Consider the following 21,716-nt stretch of genomic DNA (forward strand, 5'->3'; position numbering starts at 1 on the left):
CTACCATTGCGCTGCATTCAAATAGATAACAGGACGACACATGGATAAATCGGTAGCAGAGCGGCAGTCCATATGGGATGAATTCTTGCAGCGCTGGCCTCTAAAGAAGCTTCGCACGATGACACTAACAGAATACACATCTGTGGATACCGGGGAAAGCTTCTGTAACTGGCTGGAAAAGCACACTGAAGACATCGGTTCCATCTGGGGTGGGTCGTCATTTAAGTTCGGCGTTTACGCCCGCAGGAATACCGATTCGAAAGAAAGCGGTCGAGGCAGGATATTTACCGATAAATTTGCCTGGATGGACAAGTATGGAGGCTCCGCCGAAGAGGCGTTTAAAGCTGTACGGGCAGAAATAGTAAAAGTGGCCGAGGCTGCAGCCAAAGGCAATCTGGCTGAGGTAGATGCTGCGGATTTGGGCGAAGCAGTTCGTTGGAAAATTGCGTTTCTCTATCAGGATCGAAGCTCCCCAACTGTTCTACCGTTTTTCAAAGGGGAATATCTAAATCTTCTATTGGAAGAACCAGAGTCAAACCTATCGAATGCTCACGTCAAACTGATGAAGGGCCTCGGTAGAAAGCGGTTGTTGGACTACGCTGATGTGCTTTGGGACAAGTTGAAGCCCATCCTCGATGAAATGGTTACGCCTCAGAAAGCCCGTGCCTTTCTGGAATCATCGGCACAGTATCATTCTATGCACAGTGCATCCGATAAAGTCTTTGGTTACCAATCTGGAAATGGTAATCCAATGGTGCTTGCCTCCAAAGGCAAGCGCACTGTTCTCTATATGAGCCCCTTTCATCGAGAGAGGCGCCTTACTCGGGATGGAATGAACGTAGAGCGTTGTGAGGCTGACCAGATTAAAAATAGAGAGATCTTTGCCTATTCCTCGATGTTTGATTTGAATAAACCTTTTCTGGAATTTACTCCGAACACGATGAGTGAGCTAGTAAAGGCCTGTGAGATGTATGCGGATTCACGACTATTAGAGCAGCACCAGATTAATCAGAGTGATAAGAGAATGGCAAATACTGGCCCAAAACAGCAGGCAGCGTTGAACACGATCCTCTATGGCCCACCGGGAACAGGGAAAACCTATGCCACCACGGAGCTGGCAGTCAAGATTGCTGAGCCTGAGGAGTATGAGCGTATTGATCGCACCAAATCCGGCACAGATAGGCGCCAAGCTATCAAGAATATATATGAACAGTTAGTGTCAGATAAGCGCGTGGCATTTACTACCTTTCATCAAAGTTTCTCTTACGAGGACTTTATTGAAGGCATTCGCGCTAAACCCACTAGTGACAATGGGGGGCTTCTGTATGAGGTTGAAGACGGAATTTTCAAAAGTATGGCCTACCGTACCGATAAAACGGTTAGTACTGAGCAAGGCCTAGGCCTATCTGCCGCTCCCACGATATGGAAGATATCAATTGGTCGGAGGAGTGAAACTGAGTTGCGTCAACGCTACATTGATGCAGGGGAGGCGAGAATCGGATGGAATAGCACCGGCGATCTTAAGCTGGATCTTGATGATCGTAGCGATGAAGAGCGGAGTTACTGGAATTCATTGTCATATAAGAATCACGCCACCATTAACAACTTTGCTGAAGATATGCAGGTAGGAGATGTCTTACTGTGCCTGAAAGATGCGACAAAAGTGCAGGCTATAGGGATTGTTGCGTCAGATTACTTTTTTGATAACACGGTTGACGCTCTGAATGGGGCTGCCTACGCCCATGGGAGGAAAGTAAACTGGCTCTTGACGGATATTGAGTTCGATATTTTGCCTATCAACGATCAGACAAGAATGGTTCAACAGACGGTTTATCCACTGACGCGTATAAGTTGGGATGATCTAGTAAACGAACTAGGAAGGCAGGGTTTTTCCCTCACATCTACCCATAGTCCGCTCGCAGAAAGTAAAACCAAGCCGAATTATGTGTTGATTATTGATGAGATTAATCGGGGAAACATCTCACGAATTTTCGGCGAGTTAATCACGTTGCTTGAGCCGGACAAAAGAAAAGGTGGTGCTGATGAAAAATCAGTGATTTTGCCTTATTCCAAGGAGCCATTCTCCGTTCCTGCTAATCTTTATGTGATTGGCACCATGAATACAGCTGACAAATCACTGGTGCAATTGGACTTGGCGCTACGGCGCAGGTTTGAGTTCACCGAAGTCATGCCGGAAAGTCAGCTATTAGATGATGTTGAGGTGCATGGCGTCTCTATCGGTCAGCTGTTGGAGGTGATTAATGGGCGTATTGAGGTGCTGCTGGATCGAGATTACTTGATTGGACACAGTTACTTCCTGCCATTAAAACAACCGGGTATTCATCTAGAAGCCACACTGGCGTCGATTTTCAGGAACAAACTTATCCCAATGCTACAGGAATACTTCTTTTCAGATTGGGAAAAGATTGGCTGGGTGCTCAATGACATTGATAAAGCCTGGGAGCACCGCTTTATTCAGCTGCAACAGGAAAAAACACAGCTCAATAGCCTGTTTAGCACCAAGATAGCTGAGGATCTGCAGGATCGTCGCTATCGGATCAACCCGGATGCCTTCCTGAAACCGGAATCGTATCAGGGCATTATGATTAAGGCTGTGTAATGACCGTGTTGGTCCGAGAGTACGCCCGGATAACCACAGATACCAGTGCAGCAGCATCACTGGATAGTGGTGTTGTTTCCGAGGCTACATTCAACTGGCTGCATGGGCTGGCTTCGGGTTGGAAAGGCGCTGAACCAGTAGCACTGATCAATAATCGCCGATCGCTAAAGTTGGGCAGCTATGTGGGTTACCTGCAGAGCCCGTGCGGAGAATCCATCGAGATTCTACCGAAAACCGGTATGGGAAGTGAGAATCCGGAAGAGGCCCGATCGATCTTGCAACGCATGTTGCGCAGTGCCTTGGGTATCAAGCCCAGACAGTCCGGCCGGGCTGAACTCATGTGCATGCGTATGCCCCTGCATGAATGGATCTTTTGGCAGTTTTTACAGGAACTGAAAGCCCTTGTGCACCGCGGGTTGCGCTTTGACTATGAACGCGTTGAAGAAGAAAGCCGGTATATTCGCGGGCAGTTGCAGTTGGATAAACAGCAGCGTCAACCACCTGGAAAAGGCCATCTGTTCCATATCTGTCATGATGTGTTCACCCCAAACCGAATTGAGAACCGTCTTCTGAAAGCCGCTCTGGAATGGGTTAAAGGTTTATGTAAAAGCCCAGAGAATTGGCGCCTAGCCAACGAATTATCTCATCTAATGAGCGATATCCCCATGGAGAGTAACCCTTTACAAGGGTTCTCCCAATGGAGAAGCAGCAAGTTGATGCACAGCTACAGCGCTGTGAGACCTTGGTGCGAATTGATATTGGAAAAGTTGAATCCCAACTTCCAGAAAGGAGGGCGTCAGGGTATTTCGCTCCTGTTCCCTATGGAAAAACTCTTTGAAGCCTATGTGGATGCCTCGCTGAGGAAAATGATGATGGCCGGGGCAAAATTGACATCCCAGGCAAGTTCCGAGTATTTGGTACGTCATTATCCTGACGGAGTAGATATTTCACAAAGATGGTTTCAACTAAAGCCCGATTTTTTACTGAGGTATAAAGGTGGAGTGCAGGTATTGGATGCCAAGTGGAAATTGTTGGATCAATCCGCTGTACAGACAGATACCAAGTACGGCATTAGCCAGAACGACATGTATCAATTGTTCGCCTATGGGCAGAAGTACCAATCGGGTACTGGCCATATGATGTTGATATATCCCAAGCATGAAGGTTTTGATCAGCCGCTGGCTCCGTTCTATTTCAGCTCCGATTTGGTGCTTTGGGCTGTACCATTCTGTTTGGAGTCGAGTCGGTTGGTTCTCGGTGAGTGGTTGGGGTATTTCCCTTCGCTAAATTCAGGTGAGGTCGATGTTTATGCCAAAATCTCTAATTGGGACGGAATCGCCGGAGCAGAATATCGCTAATGTAACGATAAAAATTCACCCGTGGAAAAAAAACGAAGAGTTAAATGCATGACTTTTAGAATACTAAGTATCGACGGTGGTGGCATAAGGGGTGTTTATCCAGCACACATACTGAAATGCATAGAAGAGCGGTTAGAAATCAATCTTCTAGAAACAGTCGACATGATAGCTGGAACAAGCACAGGATCTATTGTTGCTGCTGGAGTTGCATGTGATGTCCGTGCAAAAGAAATCGAAGAAATGTATCAGCAGCATGGAAAGGCAATATTCAAAAAGAAACGATCATACATACCTGGGAAGAAGCTCCGAAATGCTTTTCAACCAATGCAGGAAAGCATCTATGATAGCGAAAATCTATATGCAGTTCTTTCAGGTGTATTTGGTGACGTCACTCTAGGTGAAATTGATAAGCCACTTCTTTTGCCCGCTACAGATATTGGGAATGGTAATGTTCATGTGTTCAAATCACGTTATAGCGCTGAGTTCACACGTGATCCCAAAGTAAAATTGAAAGATGCTGTTCTAGCCTCCTGCTCTGCACCAACCTTTTTTGATCCGCATAGGGTCGATGCGTACTTACTATCAGATGGCGGGTTGTGGGCTAACAATCCTGCTTTAGCAGCTGTTATAGACGCACAGAAACGCCTAGAGATCCCTCTGAATGAAATTCGTGTACTTTCACTTGGTACAGGCCACGCAAAAACTGCCTATGGGCTTAAGCAAGGTAGAAGATGGGGTTTTGCGACAGGTTGGAAGCACAAAGAATTTATAAATTTTTTACTGTCGCTTCAAAGCCAAAGCGCTATGAATTACCTCAACCAACAACTCGAGCCACAACAAATACTCAGAATCGATTTTGAGTCTGATTCGAGCTTGCCGCTGGATGATGTGGATGCGATTGATGATCTAATCAGTCGAGCAGACAAACATTTTACATATCGATCATCCGAAATTCGACAGTTTCTTTGTTCGGACCAAGCAGGAGGGGGATGAATGAGCGAACTGATTTCAAGAGAGGAAGCCTTAAAGGAAGCAGCGAAAAAACTTGATATTTCTCCTAGCAAGTATCGACAAGCAATGGAGCGCTTCTCATCTATGAAGGGCTTTCTTGAAGACGGTAACTATGAGGGGGCTAACTCAGTTCCGGATGTTTATCTTCAGGGTTCCTTTAAGCTTGGAACTGAGATAAGGCCTTTCCGTAATAGTAAAGATGCTGACTATGATATCGATCTAGTTTGCCGTCTGGGGCATGAGAAAGATCTTGTCCAAGTAAGCACAGTGAAGAATCAGGTTGGAGACCATCTAAAGGGTAACGGAACCTATGGGCCGATGCTTGACGATGAAGGTAAGCGTTGTTGGACCCTAAATTACGCTGAACAGGATGGAATTGGCTTTCACATGGATATCCTTCCATCTGTTCAAGAAACTGCACTTTTGCTTCAACAAGACTCAATTGCAGCTACAAATAAAGATCAAGGTGGTCATTATACGTGGACCACGAGCAACCCAAAGGGCTTTTCACAATGGTTTTATGAAAAAAATAGAGAAGCATTTGATAGAGATAAATTGATCCAAAAGCAATCTATTTATGCCAGTCAAAGAAACCTATTTAATTCCACGGATGAAGTACCAAATATACATGTTAAAACACCTCTGCAAAGGTCTATCCAGCTCCTTAAAAGGCATCGAGACATTCGCTTCTCTGAGTCTGATATTGAGAAGTATAAACCCATCTCAATGATCATCACTGTCTTGTCTTCGCTATGCTATCGTAACGAAACTAGCATTTATGACACTTTGAGTAGTCTTATAAGGAATCTAGACCAACAAGCCCAGCAGTTGAACACCAATTTCGTATTCGACGCTTATCGAGCACAATCGACTTACAACCTTATAACCAGGACTGCTGATGGGAAATGGCTTATACCGAACCCTACGAATCCTGGTGAGAACTTTGCTGATCGTTGGCATGAGGACAATCATGCGAGAGCTAAAGCATTTTTCCAATGGGTAGCGTGGTTAAAGGATGATTTTCTAAATATCAACGAATTTGTGGCGAACGACCGTTTTACGAAGTCGTTGGTAGACGTTTATCAGCCTGCGAATTTGCCAGCACTAAATTTCAATGTACCCCACAGAAAGCCTTTGCGGTGGCCTGTTGCTCGGGCCAGCGGCTATACTGCTGAAATTAAAGCAACCTATATGTCTCATGTCTATTGGAAAAGCTTTCAATCGGGCCAACCGCTGCTAAAGGGTAAAGATCTTAAGTTTAAATTAAAAACCAACGTTCCAAAGCCGTATCAAGTTTACTGGCAGGTCGTTAATACTGGTCCTGAGGCAACAAACAAAGGCCAGTTGAGAGGTGAAATTATCGAACATATCCAAACTGGTTCGGGAGATATATACCGAACAGAGTCAACATCCTATATTGGTGATCATTGGGTAGAGGGCTTCGTCGTGAAAGATGGAGTCTGTGTAGCAAAGACGGGTGAGTTTATAGTCGCCATCAGGAATAGGTTCTGAGCAAGGGAAGAGCTTTCTCTGCATCAAAAGGCTAAATATGAGTAAGAATAACCTTCCAAAGTTCCAGGAAGAATACAGCGCTAAGCTCCCGGCATTGACGCTGTTAACCAATCTGGGTTGGTCTTTCCTACCCCCTGAACAGACGTTATCTGCCCGAGGCGGTAAAACCGACGAAGTGTTGCTGCGCCAGATTCTACGTTCCGAATTGAGAAAGCGCACTTTCACCTTCGCTGGTAACAGCTACCCGCTATCTGAGAAAGCTATTGACAACCTGATTGCCGAGGTATGTAGCCCAGCATTGAACGAAGGCTTGCTTACTGCAAATCAGCAACTCTATAACCACTTGCAGTATGGAATATCCGTCACCGAATTCGTGGACGGCAAAAAGGCCAACCCTACTGTTGCCCTGATTGACTGGAACAATCCCGCCAATAACAGCTTTGTATTTACCGAGGAGTTTGTAGTAACTCGCTCTGGTGGTATAGAGACACGCCGCCCGGATATTGTCTGTTTTGTAAATGGTATCCCACTGGTGGTGATCGAGGCCAAGCGGCCCGATGGCTATTCCGGGGCAGGGTCCAAAAAGGGACCCACCATTGATGAAGGGATTTCGCAAAGTCTGCGCAACCAGCGTCACGACGAAATACCGCTACTGTTTGCCTATAGCCAGTTACTGCTGTCCATTAACGGTAATGAGGGCCGCTACGGCACCTGTGGTACCCCAGCCAAGTTCTGGGCCGCCTGGCGGGAAGAAGACATTACCGATGCGGAAATGTATGCCATCAAAAATACCCCGCTGGCGGCTGATCAGGTTTCGGGACTGTTTAACCACCGCCCCGCTGGCGATCTGCAGTGGTATCAAAGCCTGATTGGCGCCGGTGAACTGGCAGTGACCGGTCAGGACCAGCTTTTAATCAGCCTGCTAAGCCCCGACCGGCTGCTGGAAATGACCCGCTTTTATACCCTGTTCGATAAGAAGGTGGGCAAAATCGTGGCCCGTTATCAGCAGGTGTTTGGCATTAAGCGGTTGATTGAGCGCATCAATACCACCAACGCCAGTGGTGGCCGTGAAGGCGGGGTGATCTGGCATACCACTGGTTCCGGAAAGTCGTTCACCATGGTGTTTTTAAGCAAGGCTCTGGTCCTACACGATAGCCTGAAGCAGTGCCGTATTGTGGTGGTAACCGACCGGGTGGATCTGGAATCCCAGCTTAGCCGAACCTTTTCCTCTGGCGGGGTACTGGAGAGCGATAAGGACAAGAACGCTGCCATGGCCACCTCCGGCAAGCGGCTGGCGGAGCAGATTGGTAAAGGAACTGAGCGCATTATCTTCTCGCTAATCCAGAAGTTTAATACCGCTACCAAGCTGCCGGAATGTGTGAACAAAAGTTCCGACATCATTGTGTTGATCGACGAGGGCCACCGAGGTCAGGGTGGTGAAAACCATATCCGCATGAAGCAGGCCCTGCCCAATGCCGCTTTTGTGGCCTTTACTGGCACACCGCTGCTGAAAGAGGATAAGACCACCAACAAATTCGGCCCCATTGTGCACGCCTACACCATGCAGCGCGCTGTGGAAGACAAGACGGTCACGCCACTGCTGTACGAGGAGCGTATACCGGATCTGGATGTGAATGAGCGTGCCATTGATAGCTGGTTTGAACGTATTACCGAAGGGCTTTCCGATGAGCAGAAAGCCGACCTGAAGCGTAAGTTTGCCAAAAAGGGACAAGTGTACGAAGCAGATGATCGGATTCGATTGATTGCCCTGGATGTCGCCAATCACTTCGTAAAGAACATCGATGAAGGCCTGAAGGGCCAGCTGGCCTGTGACAGTAAAGCCTCTGCCATCAAATATAAGAAGTACCTGGATGAAGCTGGCCTGTTTGAATCTGCGGTGGTAATCAGCCCCCCGGATACACGGGAAGGAAATACCGAGGTGGATGAAGCGACCGCCCCCGAGGTGACTAAATGGTGGAAGGATAACGTAGGCAGCCAGGATGATCAGGCTTATACCAAACATTTGATCGAGCGCTTCGACAAGGATGATGATCTAAAGATGCTGATTGTAGTGGATAAGCTGCTGACCGGCTTTGATGAACCGAAGAACACCGTGCTCTATATCGACAAGCCCCTGAAAGAACACAACCTGATCCAAGCCATCGCGCGGGTAAACCGCCTGCATCCCAAGAAGAAATTCGGCTTGCTGATCGACTATCGCGGCATTCTTGCGGAATTGGATACCACCATTCAGAAATATCAGGATCTGGCTGCCCGCACTCAGGGTGGTTACGACATCAATGATATTGCTGGCCTCTACAGTCAGATGAGCACCGAGTACAAGCGCCTGCCGCAGCTCTACAAGCAGCTGTGGGCAATCTTTGATGGCGTGAAAAACAAGAACGACATTGAACAGTTACGACAGGTGTTGGTTCCCAAGATCGAAGACCGCAATGGCGAATTGGTGGATACTCACCTGAAGATACGTGAGGACTTCTATGAGGCGCTGACCGCCTTTGCCAGTTGCCTGAAGGTGGCACTGCAATCCGCCACCTTCTATGACGACAAGAGTTTCAGCGACGACAATCGCCGTCACTACAAGGAAACAGTGAAGCAGTTTTCCAGTTTGCGAAAATTGGTGCAGAAAGATGCTGGCGAGAGGGTCAACTACGACGAGTATGCAGAGCAGGTTAAGAAACTACTGGATAAGCACGTTGTGGGTGTTGAGGTAAGGGAACCCGGCGGCGTGTACGAAGTGGGTAAGATGGGGCAGAAACGAGAGCCGAAGGATTGGAGCGAAGAAAAGACCCGCAACGAAACCGATATTATCAAAACCCGCGTTACCCGCATGATCGAGCAAGAATTGCGTGATGATCCCTACGCGCAGGAAGCTTTCTCAAAACTACTGCGCCAGGCGATTGAAGAGGCTGAAAAGCTCTTCGATCATCCGCTGAAGCAGTACATGCTGTTTCGCGAATTCGAAGAACAGGTTCAGGAACGCCGCCTGAATGAGATCCCAGATGCCTTTGCCGGTAATCGTCACGCCCAGGCATACTTTGGAGTATTCAAAAAGCAGTTGCCAGAAGCATTGGCGATTATGGATCAGCAAGTACAGGACAAGTGGGTGAAGCTGGCCTTTGAGGTCGATGAGTCAGTTACCACTTCAGTAGCCGAAAATTCTATCAATCCGCAGAATATCGAAGCGGATATCCGCAAGAAGCTGTTACCGCTTATGTTCAAGGAATGTAAATCTGTAGGAAGCGGTATGGATCAGGCCAAGAAGATTGTGGAAATGGTAGTGCAGATTACCCGGGTTGGATTAAACAGCGGTGTGACTGGAGTTTGAGCGGGATGAATGTTCCGATTAAGGTCAAAGGCACGCCCATGAGCTTTCTGTACGGTGACGAGAGAATCACCTTTGAACGGGTGCTGCGGCCACAGGCCTCTAGCAAGGTACTAATAAAGGTCCATCCGGATTGTCGTGTAATTGTCTCTGCGCCAGCAGACGCCGGTAAGGACGCAGTGCTTTCTGCGGTCAAGAAGCGCGGCCGCTGGATCTACGAACAACTACGCGATTTCCGCAAACAGCTGGAACACATTACTCCACGTCAGTATATCAGCGGGGAGAGCCACTACTACTTAGGTAAACAGTATTTGCTGAAAGTGATAGAGGCACAGAATGAGGTGCAGGGAGTAAAGCTGTTGCGCGGTAAGTTGGAAGTATCCGTACCGAGGAAAAGTGCTGATCGGGTGAAGGAATTGATGTCCGAATGGTACAAGGTTCGCGCCAGGGAAGTTTTCTCGAATCGACTGAATGCGATGTTGGAAGAAGCCCTATGGGTAACAGGTCGCCCTCCCCTACGAATTCTGTCCATGCAGACTCAATGGGGTAGTTGTTCTCCTAATGGCAGGATTACCTTGAACCCGTATCTGGTTAAGGCGCCCAGGGAATGTATTGATTACGTGATCCTGCATGAGCTTTGTCATATTGCTGAACATAATCATAGCGAACGATTTTATCGGTTGATGAATCAGGTTATGCCGAAGTGGGAGAAAATAAAAGAAAGGCTGGACGGGATGGCCTATCAGATTCTGGTTGAGTAAAGGAACCTCACCTACTTGCAAATGAGAACGCCACCACCATCACCCCAGCCGCCACCAGCCACGACCCCGCCACCCGCACGCCGATACGCTGCCACTCCTGTTGGTTAAAGCGGTCGGCCAGGGCCATGGGGAAGATCAGCAGCAAGGTCATTCCGATATAGCACCCAAACAGTGCCACCAGCCTGGTGAGCCCGGTCAGGGATGCCTGGGCAGAATCCAGCCCCAGCAGCAATCCGGCCAGCAGCCCCAGTGCCATTCGGCCAAAGCGCCCCCATTGCCAATCGGCGGCCACCAGAGCGCCGACAACAATGGTGGTGGCCAGCACCGGCAGCTGCAGATCCACAACGGGGGTGAATCCGGTCACCATCAGGCCAAGGGCCGCGGCTACTAAAAAGCTGGCGATGGGGGCCTGATTCTGCGCCACATCCCGTTGCCCCAGGTACAGGCCCAGGGCGATCAGCAACATCAGTTGTGAGGGGACCAGTGCGGGGTGAAGCACGCCGTTGTAGAAATCATTCATGCCCTCGATGGGGCTGTGGGCGAACGCCCGCGCTGGCGCCGCCAGAACGACGCCAACGCCCAGTTTGAAGCGATGAATCATAACCAATGAATCACAGTGCGCCGCTTAAGAACCCCACGCCAGCTAACGCGATGATGCCTCCGCTGGCTTGCACCGCCACTTTACCCATTGGCCAGCGCACCAGCAGGCCAAAGCCGATGCCCAGCAGGTGCAGCAGGCCGGTTGCGATCACAAATCCCAGGCTGTAGCTGAGGGCGTTGGCGGATTGTGGCAGTTCGGTGCCATGGGCATGGCCATGAAATACGGCAAAGGCTCCGACGATCACCGCCGCCACCCAGATGCTGGGGCGGGCCGCGATGGCCACCATGGCACCCAGCACCACGGCGGACGCTGCGATGCCGGTTTCCACTGCCGGAATGGGCACCCCGGCCACACCCAGGGCGCCCCCGACGGCCATCACCATGGGGAAGACGATGGGCAACACAAAGATGGCAGGCCGGCCCAGAAAGGCGCCCCACAACCCGACGGCCACCATGGCCGCCACGTGATCCCAGCCCAGGATGGGGTGCATAAAGCCGCTGGCAAAGCCCCCGGCCAGGCCAGCCCCTTCATGGGCAAATGCGACTCCGGCTACGGTCAAAAAAAGGCTCCCCAAGGCCAAACGGTAAAGAAGGTTCATGTGGTTGTTTGCTCCTGTGATTTATCTTTTTAAGAGTGTAAGTATCAAGTGCTCATGACAGCGGGCTCGCCAGAATCATCACCCCCAAACCCGCGGTGACGACGCCGATGGTCAGTTGCATGGCGGTGTGAATGCCGGTGAGTTTTTTGGCGGTGAATCCAAGCGGTATCGAAATCACCAGCGAGAACAGCGCCATACCCAGGATCGAGCCCAAACCAAAGGTGAGAATATACATCAACCCAGTCACCATGGAATTCACCTGATCCACAAACAGCAGGATCAAGGCGGCGGAGCCGGCCAAACCGTGGATCACACCGATGAACAATGCCCGTATCGGCCAATCCTGTCGACGCGCATGGGAATGATTATGATGGCCATGGGGTTGCGGTTGTATGAACGGGGCCAGGCGAAAGTTCTGGGGTTGATGCCGGTGGCTGTGGGCGTGAAAGTGTTGGGTGCCGTCGTTGTGTGAATGCACATGAAAATGTATTTTCTCGCGCCGAGCCCGCCGCAGTACGTCCGCCCCCAGCAGCACCATCAGCGCCCCCACGGCCATTTGTAACGCGTAAGCGATCTGTTCCGGAATCAGTGTATCGCTCCACAGCACCACGGCCCCCACCGCCAGCAACATCAGGCTGTGCCCCAAACCCCAGGCCACTCCCTGTTTTAGCACCTGCCAGCGATTGGTGTGCACACTGGCAAGGGACGCCACGGTGGCAATGTGGTCTGCGTCCAGCGCGTGCCGCATGCCCAACAGAAAGCCTACAATCAAGAGGCTGGTCATCAACAAATCCTCGGTAAGGGCTCCCCTACGAGCCGGTCTATCATGCGTTGGCTGCCGAATCCGGTGGTCATCAGCACCCTGGGTTTTGATACTGTTCTTGCTACCACTTCTGATGTTGCTTTTACCCGCCCGATGATGGCGCTGTGGCGCCCCGCCGGGTGGCTTTGCATCACCTGTAACAGCTTTTCGGCAGCGTGAGCGGGGGCCACGCAGGCCAGTTTGCCTTCATTGGCCAGGTAGAGCGGGTCCAGGCCCAGGATCTCACACATGCCCCGCACTTCGGTGCGGATGGGCAGCCGGGTTTCTTCAATTTCAATACAGCAATCACTGGCCTGGGCGAACTCGTTCAGCACGCCGGCCAACCCGCCGCGGGTTACATCGCGCAGGCAGTGGATGTCCGGGCACGCTGCCAGCATGGCCTGCACCAGATCCCCCAACGGTTGGCAATCGGATTCAATGGTGTTGTGCAGGGCCAGCTCACCACGGGCATCCAACACGGCGGCGCCGTGATCCCCCAGGTAGCCGTTGATAAGGATGGCATCTCCCGGTTGGGCGGCGGCGGCGCTGATGTTGACCCCGGCGGCAATCACCCCCACCCCGGCCGTGTTGATGAAGAGTTTGTCGCAACTGCCTTTGGGCACCACTTTGGTGTCACCAGTGACGATGCTCACCCCCGCTGCCTCTGCAGTTTGCTGCATGGAGCATACCACTTTTTTCAGGGTGTCGATGGGCAGGCCTTCTTCCAGGATGAAGCCGCAACTGAGGTAAAGAGGTTTGGCACCCCCCACCGCCAGGTCGTTGACGGTGCCGGTCACAGCCAGTTTGCCGATGTCGCCACCGGGGAAGAATAACGGGTGCACCACGTAGCAATCGGTGGTGAAGGCCAGGCGATTGCCCTGTTGCTGCAGGGCGGCCAGATCCAGGCGGGCCTGGTCTTCCAGTGTGATGCTATTAAGACCGGTTGTATGAAGAGCAGCACTATGAGGACCAAACGCACGGATAAACACATCGCGAATCAAATCATCCATGGCTTTGCCACCGCTGCCGTGGGCCAGGGTGATTTTTTGCAAGGGGCCGTCTGCGTTCATGTCACCACATCCGGGGTTGGCTTCTGCTTGAATGACTGTTCCTGTTTGATCTTGAGCGCCTGCACATCGCTGTACTGGTAATAGGCGGCGCAGGCCCCTTCGGAGGACACCATCAAGGCGCCCAAGGGGGTTTGCGGTGTGCACAGTTCGCCAAAATGGCGGCATTGCCAGGGCCGCACCAGGCCTTTGAGCACGTCTTCGCAACGGCAGTCCGTAGGGCTGTTGAAGGCAGGCTTGTCAAAATTCAATGCCGTATCTGCGGCGGCATCCGTAACGGAAAATTTCCGCTCGGCGTCATAGTGTGCCCAATCCGCGCGGATGCGCACCCGGTGGGGATCGTGGCAATCAAACACGGTGGCGATGGCCTGTTGCCCCGGGCGGTTGCCCTGCTTTTGCACTACCCGTTGGTATTGGTTTTCCACCTCGCGGCGGCCTGCCTGCAACTGCAGCAACAGCATGGTGAGGGATTGCAGGATGTCCAGGGGCTCAAAGCCGCTGATCACCAGGGGTTTGTGGTATTGCCGGGCCACAAACTGAAAGGGGGCCTCGCCGATCACCATGCTCACGTGCCCCGGGGCCAGCAAGCCGTCCAGCGCCAGGCCCGGTTCATTCAGGATGAGGTCCAGCGTTGGCACGGTGGTGACGTGATGGCAGAACAGGGTGAAGTTGGTGATGCCTGCTTTGTGCGCCTGCAGCAGGGTGAGCGCGGTGCTGGGCATGGTGGTTTCAAACCCCAGGGCAAAAAAGATCACCTCGCGATCCGGGTTCTGCTGCGCCAGCGTCAGGCCGTCCAGGGGGGAATACACCATGCGAATGTCGGCGCCATCGGCTTTGGCCTGCAACAGGCTTTGCTGCGATCCGGGCACCCGCATGGCATCCCCAAAGGTGGTGAAGATCACCTGCGGATGTTTGGCCAGGGCGATGGCATCGTCCACCCGCTCCCGGGGCAGCACGCACACCGGGCAACCGGGGCCATGCACCAGTTCGATGCCTTCCGGCAACAGTTGCTCGATTCCGTAGCGAAAAATGGTGTGGGTATGGCCGCCGCAGAATTCCATTATTTGCAGGGGCATGGGGTTGCCGGCGGCACTGCGCCGGGCCAGTACACGGTCGGTGAGGTGATGGATCTGTTTGACCAGCTTGCGGGCGCTGTCCGGATCACGAAATTCGTCGATGTATTTCACGGTGCGCTGCCCTCTTCAAACTCGCCTTTATTCGCCCCTGTATTAGGCCCTGCATCTTCTTCATCCTTTTGCAGCTCCCCCAATTCCGCCAACAGCGTCAGGGTGCGTTGGGCTTCCGCTTCATCCAGGTGGCTCATGGCAAAGCCCACGTGCACCAGCACCCATTCCCCCACATAATCCTGCACACGGGTGTTGGGTTCAACGATGCAGATGATGTTCACCTCCCGCTGCACGCCAGACACCTCCACCATGGCCAGGTGGTTGTCTGCATCGCAGATGGCAACAATCTGCCCGGGTATACCTAAGCACATGGAGCGTTCCTCATGTTGGCGGCGGCAATCAGGGCCTGCCCAAAGGCGATGCCCCCGTCGTTGGCCGGCACCTGGGAATGGGTGAGTACCGTCAGTTGATGTTGCTGCAACAGGCCGCTGAGTGCAACGGTCAGGTGCCGGTTCTGGAACACCCCGCCGCTCAGTACCACATGATCCACCTGATGGCGCCGCGCCAATTGTTGTGCGCACTGGGCCAAGGCCCGGGCCAGCCCCTGGTGAAAACGGGCGGCCATCAACCCGCTGGGTGCTGCCGCTTTCAAATCCTGCAATAGGCAGTGCCACATGGGGGCGGGATCAATCTGCCACAGGCCGCTTTCCTGCTGCTGTAATGCGAAGGGATACGCTTGTGAAGGACAGGCATGTGAAGGAAAGGCTTGTGTGTGCTGCCAATCCTGTTCACCTATGGCGGCTTCCAATGCCATGGCGGCCTGACCTTCAAAGCTCATGCCGGTGGTGGAGAACCCCAGCAACCCAGCCACTGCATCGAACAAGCGGCCACAAGAAGAGGACAACGGCGAATTCAATGACTGTTCCATCATGGCCACGAGGGTGGCCACCGGTTGTTGGGCGATGGCGTGGATAGCGGCAAGCTCGCCGTAATGTTCGATGACGGTGTGCCAGCCCATGGCGCCGTGTAACTGGGCCACTGTGTTACGCCAGGGTTGCACAGAGGCTGCGTTGCCGCCGGGTAACGGCACCGGCTTCAAGCAGGCCAACTGTTTCGCACTGGCATAATCGCCCAGCAGGATCTCACCCCCCCACAGGGTTGAGCGTTGGTCCAGGGGGGCATAGCCCAAGCCGTCCAGGGTGATGGCCAGCACCGGTTTACCTTCGTCGCACAGGGGCCAACCGTGCTCACCCAAACAGGCCGCCATATGAGCGTGATGATGCTGGATTTCCACTAAAGGCAGATTCTGTTGCTGCGCCAGTTGCCGCCCCACCTGGCTGGCGTGATATTGAGGGTGGGCGTCCACCGCAATGCAGTGGGGCTGATGCCGATACAGTTGTTGATACAACGCCAGGCTGTTTGCAAAATCCGCCAGTGTTGCGGGTTCCTGCAGATCGCCCATGTGCTGGGACAGCACCGCGCCGTTCTGCCCCAACAGGCAAAAGGTGTTTTTAAGATCGGCCCCCAGGGCCAGCACCGGCGCTGCGGTGTCAAACCCCGGCGGCAGCGGCAGCGGCAGCGGCGCATCGCCCCGCCCCCGCCGCAGGATTTGGGGCTGCCCCCCGATCACCTGAACCACCGAATCGTCCACCCGGTTGAGAATGTCACGATCGTGGAGCAGAAACAGATCGGCAATGCCGGCAAGTTTTTCAAATGCGCTGTGGTTGCTGATGCACTGCGGCTCACCAACCGAATTGCCCGAGGTCATCACCAAGGGCGTATCAAAGGTTTCCAATAACAAATGATGCAGGGGTGAACTTGGCAACATGACCCCCAAGCGCCGTTGCATGGGGGCAATATTAGGGGCGATATGAGGCGCAATGCTAGGGGCGATAGTGGGCTCACAATTGGAGACAGCAAACTGCTTGGCGTCAAGCAGCACCAACGGGGCCGCCGCACTCTGCAACAGAGCCTGTTCCTGCTCGGACACCCGGCAAAATCGTTTCACCGCATCCAGATCCCGCGCCATCAACGCCAACGGTTTATGCGGCCGGTGTTTGCGTTGCCGCAACCTGGCCACCGCGGATTCATTGCATGCATCCACTGCAAGCTGAAACCCGCCCACCGCCTTTATCGCCACAATCTTACCGGCCCGCAGTGCAGCCTGCGCCACGGCAATCGGATCATGATCCGCTTGATCGAACTCAACACTCAACTCAACACTCAACACCGCCCCGGTGTGGTCCGTCACCCACAACATCGGGCCACACTTAGGACACGCATTGGGCTGGGCGTGAAAGCGGCGATCCTGTGGGTCATCGAATTCCCGTTGGCAGTGGGCACAAAGTTCAAACGCCGCCATGCTGGTGTTGGCGCGATCATAGGGAAGGCTGCCCACGATGCTGAGGCGGGGGCCGCAGTGGGTGCAATTGATAAACGGATAACGATAACGGCGGTTGTCCGGGTCAAACAGTTCCTGCAGGCAATCGGGGCAGGTGGCCATATCCGCCGCCACCCCGGTTTTGAATGGCAACGGATGTGCACCGGCGTGCGAATCCAGGATCACAAACCCGTCGCTGAATCGGGCTTCGTCATTGCCCTCCCAGGGCCAATGCTCGATACCACTGATACGGGCCTGTGGCGGTGGTGAGGTTTGCAGTTGGCTGATCAGGCGTTCAACCGCCCCCAGGGAACCGCGACAACAGATCAACACGCCGTCGGCATCATTGCGCACATAACCCGCCAGGCCCAATTGCTGCGCCAGATGCCACACCGCCGGCCGCATGCCCACCCCCTGCACCACTCCGCGGATGTGAATGGTCCTTTGCACAACCGGTTGGGCGCTGTCTTCAATGATCCCCGGGGTCATGGTCAAACCGGCATCAGCGGGCAGGCGATTCTGGTTCTGGACGATGTGCCCGCAACCATTGATACCACTGCTCCATTCCTGCACCGGTTTTGGCCGACACCTGCAGAATCTCAATATCCGGGTGAATACGGCGGGCGTATTCCATACAAAGCGCCACATCAAAATCCAGATGGGGCAACAGATCGGTTTTATTCAGCAACATCAGGTCGGCGGCGGCAAACATATCGGGGTACTTGATGGGTTTGTCCTCCCCTTCTGTCACGGAGAGGATCGCCACTTTGTGGGCCTCCCCCAGATCAAAGGCCGCCGGGCACACCAGATTGCCCACGTTCTCAATAAACAGCAATGCGCCCGGGTCCGGGTTGAGGGTCTCCAGGGCATGGCCAACCATATGCCCATCCAGGTGGCAGCCCTTTCCGGTATTGATTTGCACCGCACTCACCCCAGTGGCGCGGATGCGGTCCGCATCCTGAGAGGTTTCCTGATCCCCTTCGATCACTGCCAATGGGTACTGCCCTTTCAGGTCGGTGAGGGTTCGGGTAAGCAGGGACGTTTTGCCAGAGCCGGGGCTGGATACCAGGTTCAGCGCCAGGATGCCCTGTTCCCGGAAGCGGGCCCGGTTGCGCTGGGCGTATTCCGCGTTCTTGCCCAGGATATCCTGTTCGATCTTCACCATCCGGGCCTGGGACAATCCCGGCGCATGGGCCCGGGCCACCCCTTGGCCGTAGTGATGGTGTGCATCCCCGCAACCACAGACTGTGCACATCACTCCACCTCCATCGCTTTGATTCGCATTTGATCCCCACCGGTTACCTGCAGCCCATACGCGCCGCAATGGGGGCAACAGCTGTATCGATCCGTCAACAATACGGTTTTGTCGCAGGGTACGCAGCGGGCCTCGCCGGGGGGCTCCACTATGTCCAACTCCGCCCCGGCCAAAATCGTGTTGGGTGCCACCGCCTCAAAACAGAAACGCAGGGCATCGATCTCGACTCCGGCCAGGGCGCCGATCTCCAGCTGCAGCCAGGTCACCCGCATGAACGGCTCCCGGGCCGCCTCGGCTTCCACAATCTGCAGAATAGATTCGCATAAGGACATTTCATGCATAAGGCAGAGCCGTCATCTGTATATCGCTAACCTGTATACACTCAAACAGTAATGCTCTGATGTTACCCGATCTGCCAATCCAAGACTAACCCGATCCGGATACAGGGGAAGTGACTTAATGGTGGAAGTGACTTATTGGGGGAAGTGACTAGTCGGAGAGATGAATGGTCAACAGCACAGATAACCCGCCCAGATCCTGGCTGTCGCCCAGTTCAATATCGATTCCCAGCAGATCCACGATCCGCTTGACGATGGCAAGCCCAAGCCCGGCACCGGGTTCCACGGCATCGGGCATGCGATAAAAGCGATCAAAGATCAACGCCCGTTGCGCCATCGGCACCCCTTGCCCGCTGTCTTCCACCGACAGCCGGATCTGCTGGTTCTGCAGCTCAACCCGCACCTGCACCGTGCCCTCGGCCGGCGCATACTTGATGGCGTTTTCGATCAGGTTTTTCAGCACCACCGACAGCAACTGCGGAACCGTGTTCAATGGCAGGGATTCCTGCTCCGTGGCCAGTTCAAACTGGATACGCTTGGCGTTGGCCAGGGGATACAGGGCGGCCATTTCCTCCCGCAACAGGGCGATCAGATCCACCGTCTGTGGCTGGTAGGAAAGGTCCGTTTGCTCCAGTTTGCTCAGGGTCAACAGCTGCTCCATCAAGCGGCTGGCCCGGTCCACCCCCTGGTTCAGCTCTTGCAGATACTGCTCCCGCTCCGTCTCGTCGCTGGCATTCAGTGCATTCTGTACATTGAGTTTCAGCACCGCCACCGGGGTACGCATTTCATGGGAGGCCAACGCCGTAAAACGTCGCTCCAATTCAATGGAGTGTTTCACCTGATCAAACAGGTGATTCAGCGCCTGCACCACCGGACGAATCTCCTCCGGGGTGGCCTCCATCTGGATGGGAGTCAGATTATCCTGCCCCCGGCGGCGGATGTTGCTGGCCAACTCCCGCAGCGGCTGCAGGCCCTTTTTCAGCACCCACAGTAACAACAGCAACAGCAAGGGCAGGATGATCAGCAACGGCACCATATAACTGGCCAGAATTTCCTCCGCCAGTTCATCCCGAATGTCGGCGCGCTCCCCGGCGGTAAAGCTGTAGTCACCATCCTTGAGGGTGAACAGATACCATAGATAGCCGTCCACCATTACCTCAGAAAACCCTTGCATGGGAATGGCGTCCAGTCGCAGCATGGACTCCTCAGACTCGAACAGGACCTGATCCTGCTTGCGCACCTGGAACAACACTTTGCGTTCGTAACGGTGGCCAAAACGGGTGCGCTCTTCATTGGAATCCACCGTCGGAGGATCATCACCATCGAGCGGAATGCCAATGAGAGGGGAACCTTTGACAGGGGAAAAGGTTTTGAATTCTTCTTCCAGTGAGGTATGGCGGCTGCCGACCCGTTCAAAGGAGGATTTCAATAAGCGGGCCGTCTGTGCCAGTTCCGCATCAAACAACTCCCCCACTTCATGGCGGGCCTCAAAATAACTCGCCGTCATGGCCAGCAGAAACGCAGTGATCAACACCACTGACACCATCACCATGAGAAAACGACGAATGGACTGCATCAGGCTTTCTCAACCAGATAGCCAACACCACGGATGGTTCGAATCAGGTCGTTGTAGAATTTTTTACGCAGGTGATGGACATGGACTTCGATGGCATTGCTGGCCACATCCTGCCCCATCTCATACACCGCGGACTCCAGCTGATCCCGGGTGAGCACCCGGCCGGTATTGGACAGCAGCTCCTGCAGCAGCAGATACTCCCGCCGCGGCAGGGTGACGTCCGCCCCGTGGTAAGTCACACCCATGGAATCCGGGTGCAGGGTGATGTCCCGGTATTGAATGGTTTTTTCCGCCCGCCCGGAACGGCGACGCAACAGAGCGCGGATACGTGCCATCAACTCATTGGCATCAAAGGGCTTGGACAGGTAATCGTCCGCCCCCAGATCCAGCCCCCCCACCCGGTCAGCAATGCTGTCGCGGGCGGTGAGAATGATGACCGGGGTGGTGGAACCGGAACGACGCATCAACTGCAGCACATCGGTGCCGTCCATGTCCGGCAGGCCCAGGTCCAATACCACAATGTCATATTCCTCTTCTTCCAGACACTGGAGGGCACTCTGACCGGCGGACATCCAATCCACGGAGTAGCCCTCCTTTTTCAAGCCTGCCAGGATTGCGCGTCCCAGCATGGCATCATCCTCTACCAGCAGTAGCCGCATTGAATCGCCTTACCTTAACCTTACTTGAATTAACCTTACTTGAATTAACCTTACTTTAATTTTTTCTCTACCTGTTGCAGCTTGACCATGATCTCGTGACGACGGCCTTCGTCCGCCACCAGTCGATGGGCCCGGGGAGCCGCCTGCATCGCCTTCTCGAAGTATACTTTAGCTTGCCGGTAGTCGCCCTCTTCCATCAGGTAGTCGGCGTAAAAATAGTTGCTGTCAATACCGTCCGGATTGATCTGAATCGCCTGTTCCAGTAACGCGCGGGCTTTTTTGTCATCACCAAACGCGATGGGCCATCCCGGCACCTGATAATACAGGCTGCCCAACGAAGTGTAGGCAGATCCCGATAACGCGGCGGGATCGATGTTCAGGGCATGCTCGAACAGTGCTTTGGCTTCTTTCACCAGGCCCAGCGCCCCCAGGCCACCACGGGCACCGGCCCAGGTGGATACGATAATCCCCTTCCAGATAAGCGGTTCCGGCCGTTGCGGATACGCCTGCACCATGCGCTCCGCCGTCACCGCCAGCGCTTCAAAGGCCTTCTCGCGATCGGCGGGGGGCATCTCATAGTGAATGTGGGCCCACTCAGTCTGTAATGACAGAAGTTGTTCATCAAAGCCGGTGGTAGCCGCCATGGCCTGTGAACCCAACCACAACATAAATGTCGAACACAGCAGTACTTGTTTGAGGTTCATGTCT

The 21,716-nt window shown here is 53.6% G+C and carries 18 protein-coding genes; 6 read left to right on the forward strand and 12 right to left on the reverse strand.

The annotated features are described in order from the left end of the window. The first annotated feature begins 40 nt into the window (after positions 1-40). From D9N14_RS06835 to D9N14_RS06860, 6 genes are read left to right on the forward strand one after another with little or no spacing between them, the layout of a single operon-like run. Positions 41-2,620 (forward strand): AAA family ATPase, encoded by a 2,580-nt coding sequence (locus D9N14_RS06835; protein ID WP_290578336.1) that lies wholly within the window; start codon positions 41-43, stop codon positions 2,618-2,620. After that, positions 2,620-3,978, forward strand: coding sequence for an McrC family protein (locus D9N14_RS06840; RefSeq protein WP_290578338.1), 1,359 nt, complete (start codon positions 2,620-2,622; stop codon positions 3,976-3,978). The genes D9N14_RS06835 and D9N14_RS06840 overlap by 1 nt, the downstream gene beginning before the upstream one ends. Positions 3,979-4,026: 48 nt before the next feature. Next, the gene (locus tag D9N14_RS06845) at positions 4,027-4,971 is read left to right on the forward strand and encodes a CBASS cGAMP-activated phospholipase (RefSeq protein ID WP_290578340.1); all 945 of its coding nucleotides are present in this window, start codon (positions 4,027-4,029) and stop codon (positions 4,969-4,971) included. Then, a complete protein-coding gene (locus tag D9N14_RS06850) occupies positions 4,972-6,501 on the forward strand; it encodes a nucleotidyltransferase (RefSeq protein WP_290578342.1) in 1,530 nt (509 codons plus the stop codon). Positions 6,502-6,538: 37 nt separating this feature from the next. Then, positions 6,539-9,847, forward strand: coding sequence for a type I restriction endonuclease subunit R (locus tag D9N14_RS06855; protein ID WP_290578344.1), 3,309 nt, complete (start codon positions 6,539-6,541; stop codon positions 9,845-9,847). A 38-nt stretch (positions 9,848-9,885) separates the two neighbouring features. Next, positions 9,886-10,605 (forward strand): M48 family metallopeptidase, encoded by a 720-nt coding sequence (locus D9N14_RS06860; RefSeq protein WP_290578346.1) that lies wholly within the window; start codon positions 9,886-9,888, stop codon positions 10,603-10,605. A gap of 7 nt (positions 10,606-10,612) precedes the next feature. On the opposite strand, the gene D9N14_RS06865 is transcribed toward D9N14_RS06860, so the two are convergent. From D9N14_RS06865 to D9N14_RS06920, 12 genes are all read right to left on the reverse strand, one after another. Further along, the gene (locus D9N14_RS06865) at positions 10,613-11,206 is read right to left on the reverse strand and encodes a HupE/UreJ family protein (protein ID WP_290578348.1); all 594 of its coding nucleotides are present in this window, start codon (positions 11,204-11,206) and stop codon (positions 10,613-10,615) included. Positions 11,207-11,216: 10 nt separating this feature from the next. Further along, entirely contained in the window at positions 11,217-11,765 is a 549-nt protein-coding gene (locus D9N14_RS06870; RefSeq protein ID WP_290578350.1) for a HupE/UreJ family protein, read from the reverse strand. Between the two features lie 91 nt (positions 11,766-11,856). Further along, the gene (locus D9N14_RS06875; protein WP_290578352.1) at positions 11,857-12,588 is read right to left on the reverse strand and encodes a hypothetical protein; all 732 of its coding nucleotides are present in this window, start codon (positions 12,586-12,588) and stop codon (positions 11,857-11,859) included. Further along, a complete protein-coding gene (gene hypE, locus D9N14_RS06880; RefSeq protein ID WP_290578354.1) occupies positions 12,588-13,676 on the reverse strand; it encodes a hydrogenase expression/formation protein HypE in 1,089 nt (362 codons plus the stop codon). Before hypE ends, D9N14_RS06875 begins: the two co-directional genes overlap by 1 nt. Next, a complete protein-coding gene (hypD, locus tag D9N14_RS06885) occupies positions 13,673-14,860 on the reverse strand; it encodes a hydrogenase formation protein HypD (protein WP_290578356.1) in 1,188 nt (395 codons plus the stop codon). The genes hypE and hypD overlap by 4 nt, the downstream gene beginning before the upstream one ends. Further along, positions 14,857-15,171, reverse strand: coding sequence for a HypC/HybG/HupF family hydrogenase formation chaperone (locus D9N14_RS06890; protein WP_290578358.1), 315 nt, complete (start codon positions 15,169-15,171; stop codon positions 14,857-14,859). Before D9N14_RS06890 ends, hypD begins: the two co-directional genes overlap by 4 nt. Further along, positions 15,162-17,753 carry a carbamoyltransferase HypF gene (gene hypF / locus D9N14_RS06895; RefSeq protein WP_290578360.1) on the reverse strand — a complete coding sequence of 864 codons (2,592 nt, stop codon included), beginning with the start codon at positions 17,751-17,753 and terminating at the stop codon, positions 15,162-15,164. Before hypF ends, D9N14_RS06890 begins: the two co-directional genes overlap by 10 nt. Continuing rightward, entirely contained in the window at positions 17,683-18,435 is a 753-nt protein-coding gene (hypB, locus tag D9N14_RS06900; RefSeq protein ID WP_290578362.1) for a hydrogenase nickel incorporation protein HypB, read from the reverse strand. The genes hypF and hypB overlap by 71 nt, the downstream gene beginning before the upstream one ends. Beyond that, positions 18,435-18,767 carry a hydrogenase maturation nickel metallochaperone HypA gene (gene hypA / locus D9N14_RS06905; protein WP_290578364.1) on the reverse strand — a complete coding sequence of 111 codons (333 nt, stop codon included), beginning with the start codon at positions 18,765-18,767 and terminating at the stop codon, positions 18,435-18,437. The genes hypB and hypA overlap by 1 nt, the downstream gene beginning before the upstream one ends. A 157-nt stretch (positions 18,768-18,924) precedes the next feature. Further along, positions 18,925-20,349: an ATP-binding protein gene (locus tag D9N14_RS06910; RefSeq protein ID WP_290578367.1), complete on the reverse strand. Its 1,425-nt coding sequence runs from the start codon at positions 20,347-20,349 to the stop codon at positions 18,925-18,927. Beyond that, positions 20,349-21,008, reverse strand: coding sequence for a response regulator transcription factor (locus D9N14_RS06915; protein ID WP_290578369.1), 660 nt, complete (start codon positions 21,006-21,008; stop codon positions 20,349-20,351). The genes D9N14_RS06910 and D9N14_RS06915 overlap by 1 nt, the downstream gene beginning before the upstream one ends. Positions 21,009-21,058: 50 nt before the next feature. Continuing rightward, on the reverse strand, positions 21,059-21,712 hold the full coding sequence (locus D9N14_RS06920) for a tetratricopeptide repeat protein (protein WP_290578371.1): 654 nt from the start codon (positions 21,710-21,712) through the stop codon (positions 21,059-21,061). Positions 21,713-21,716: the final 4 nt, after the last annotated feature.

This window comes from Ketobacter sp. (assembly GCF_003671495.1).
Lineage (GTDB): Bacteria > Pseudomonadota > Gammaproteobacteria > Pseudomonadales > Ketobacteraceae > Ketobacter.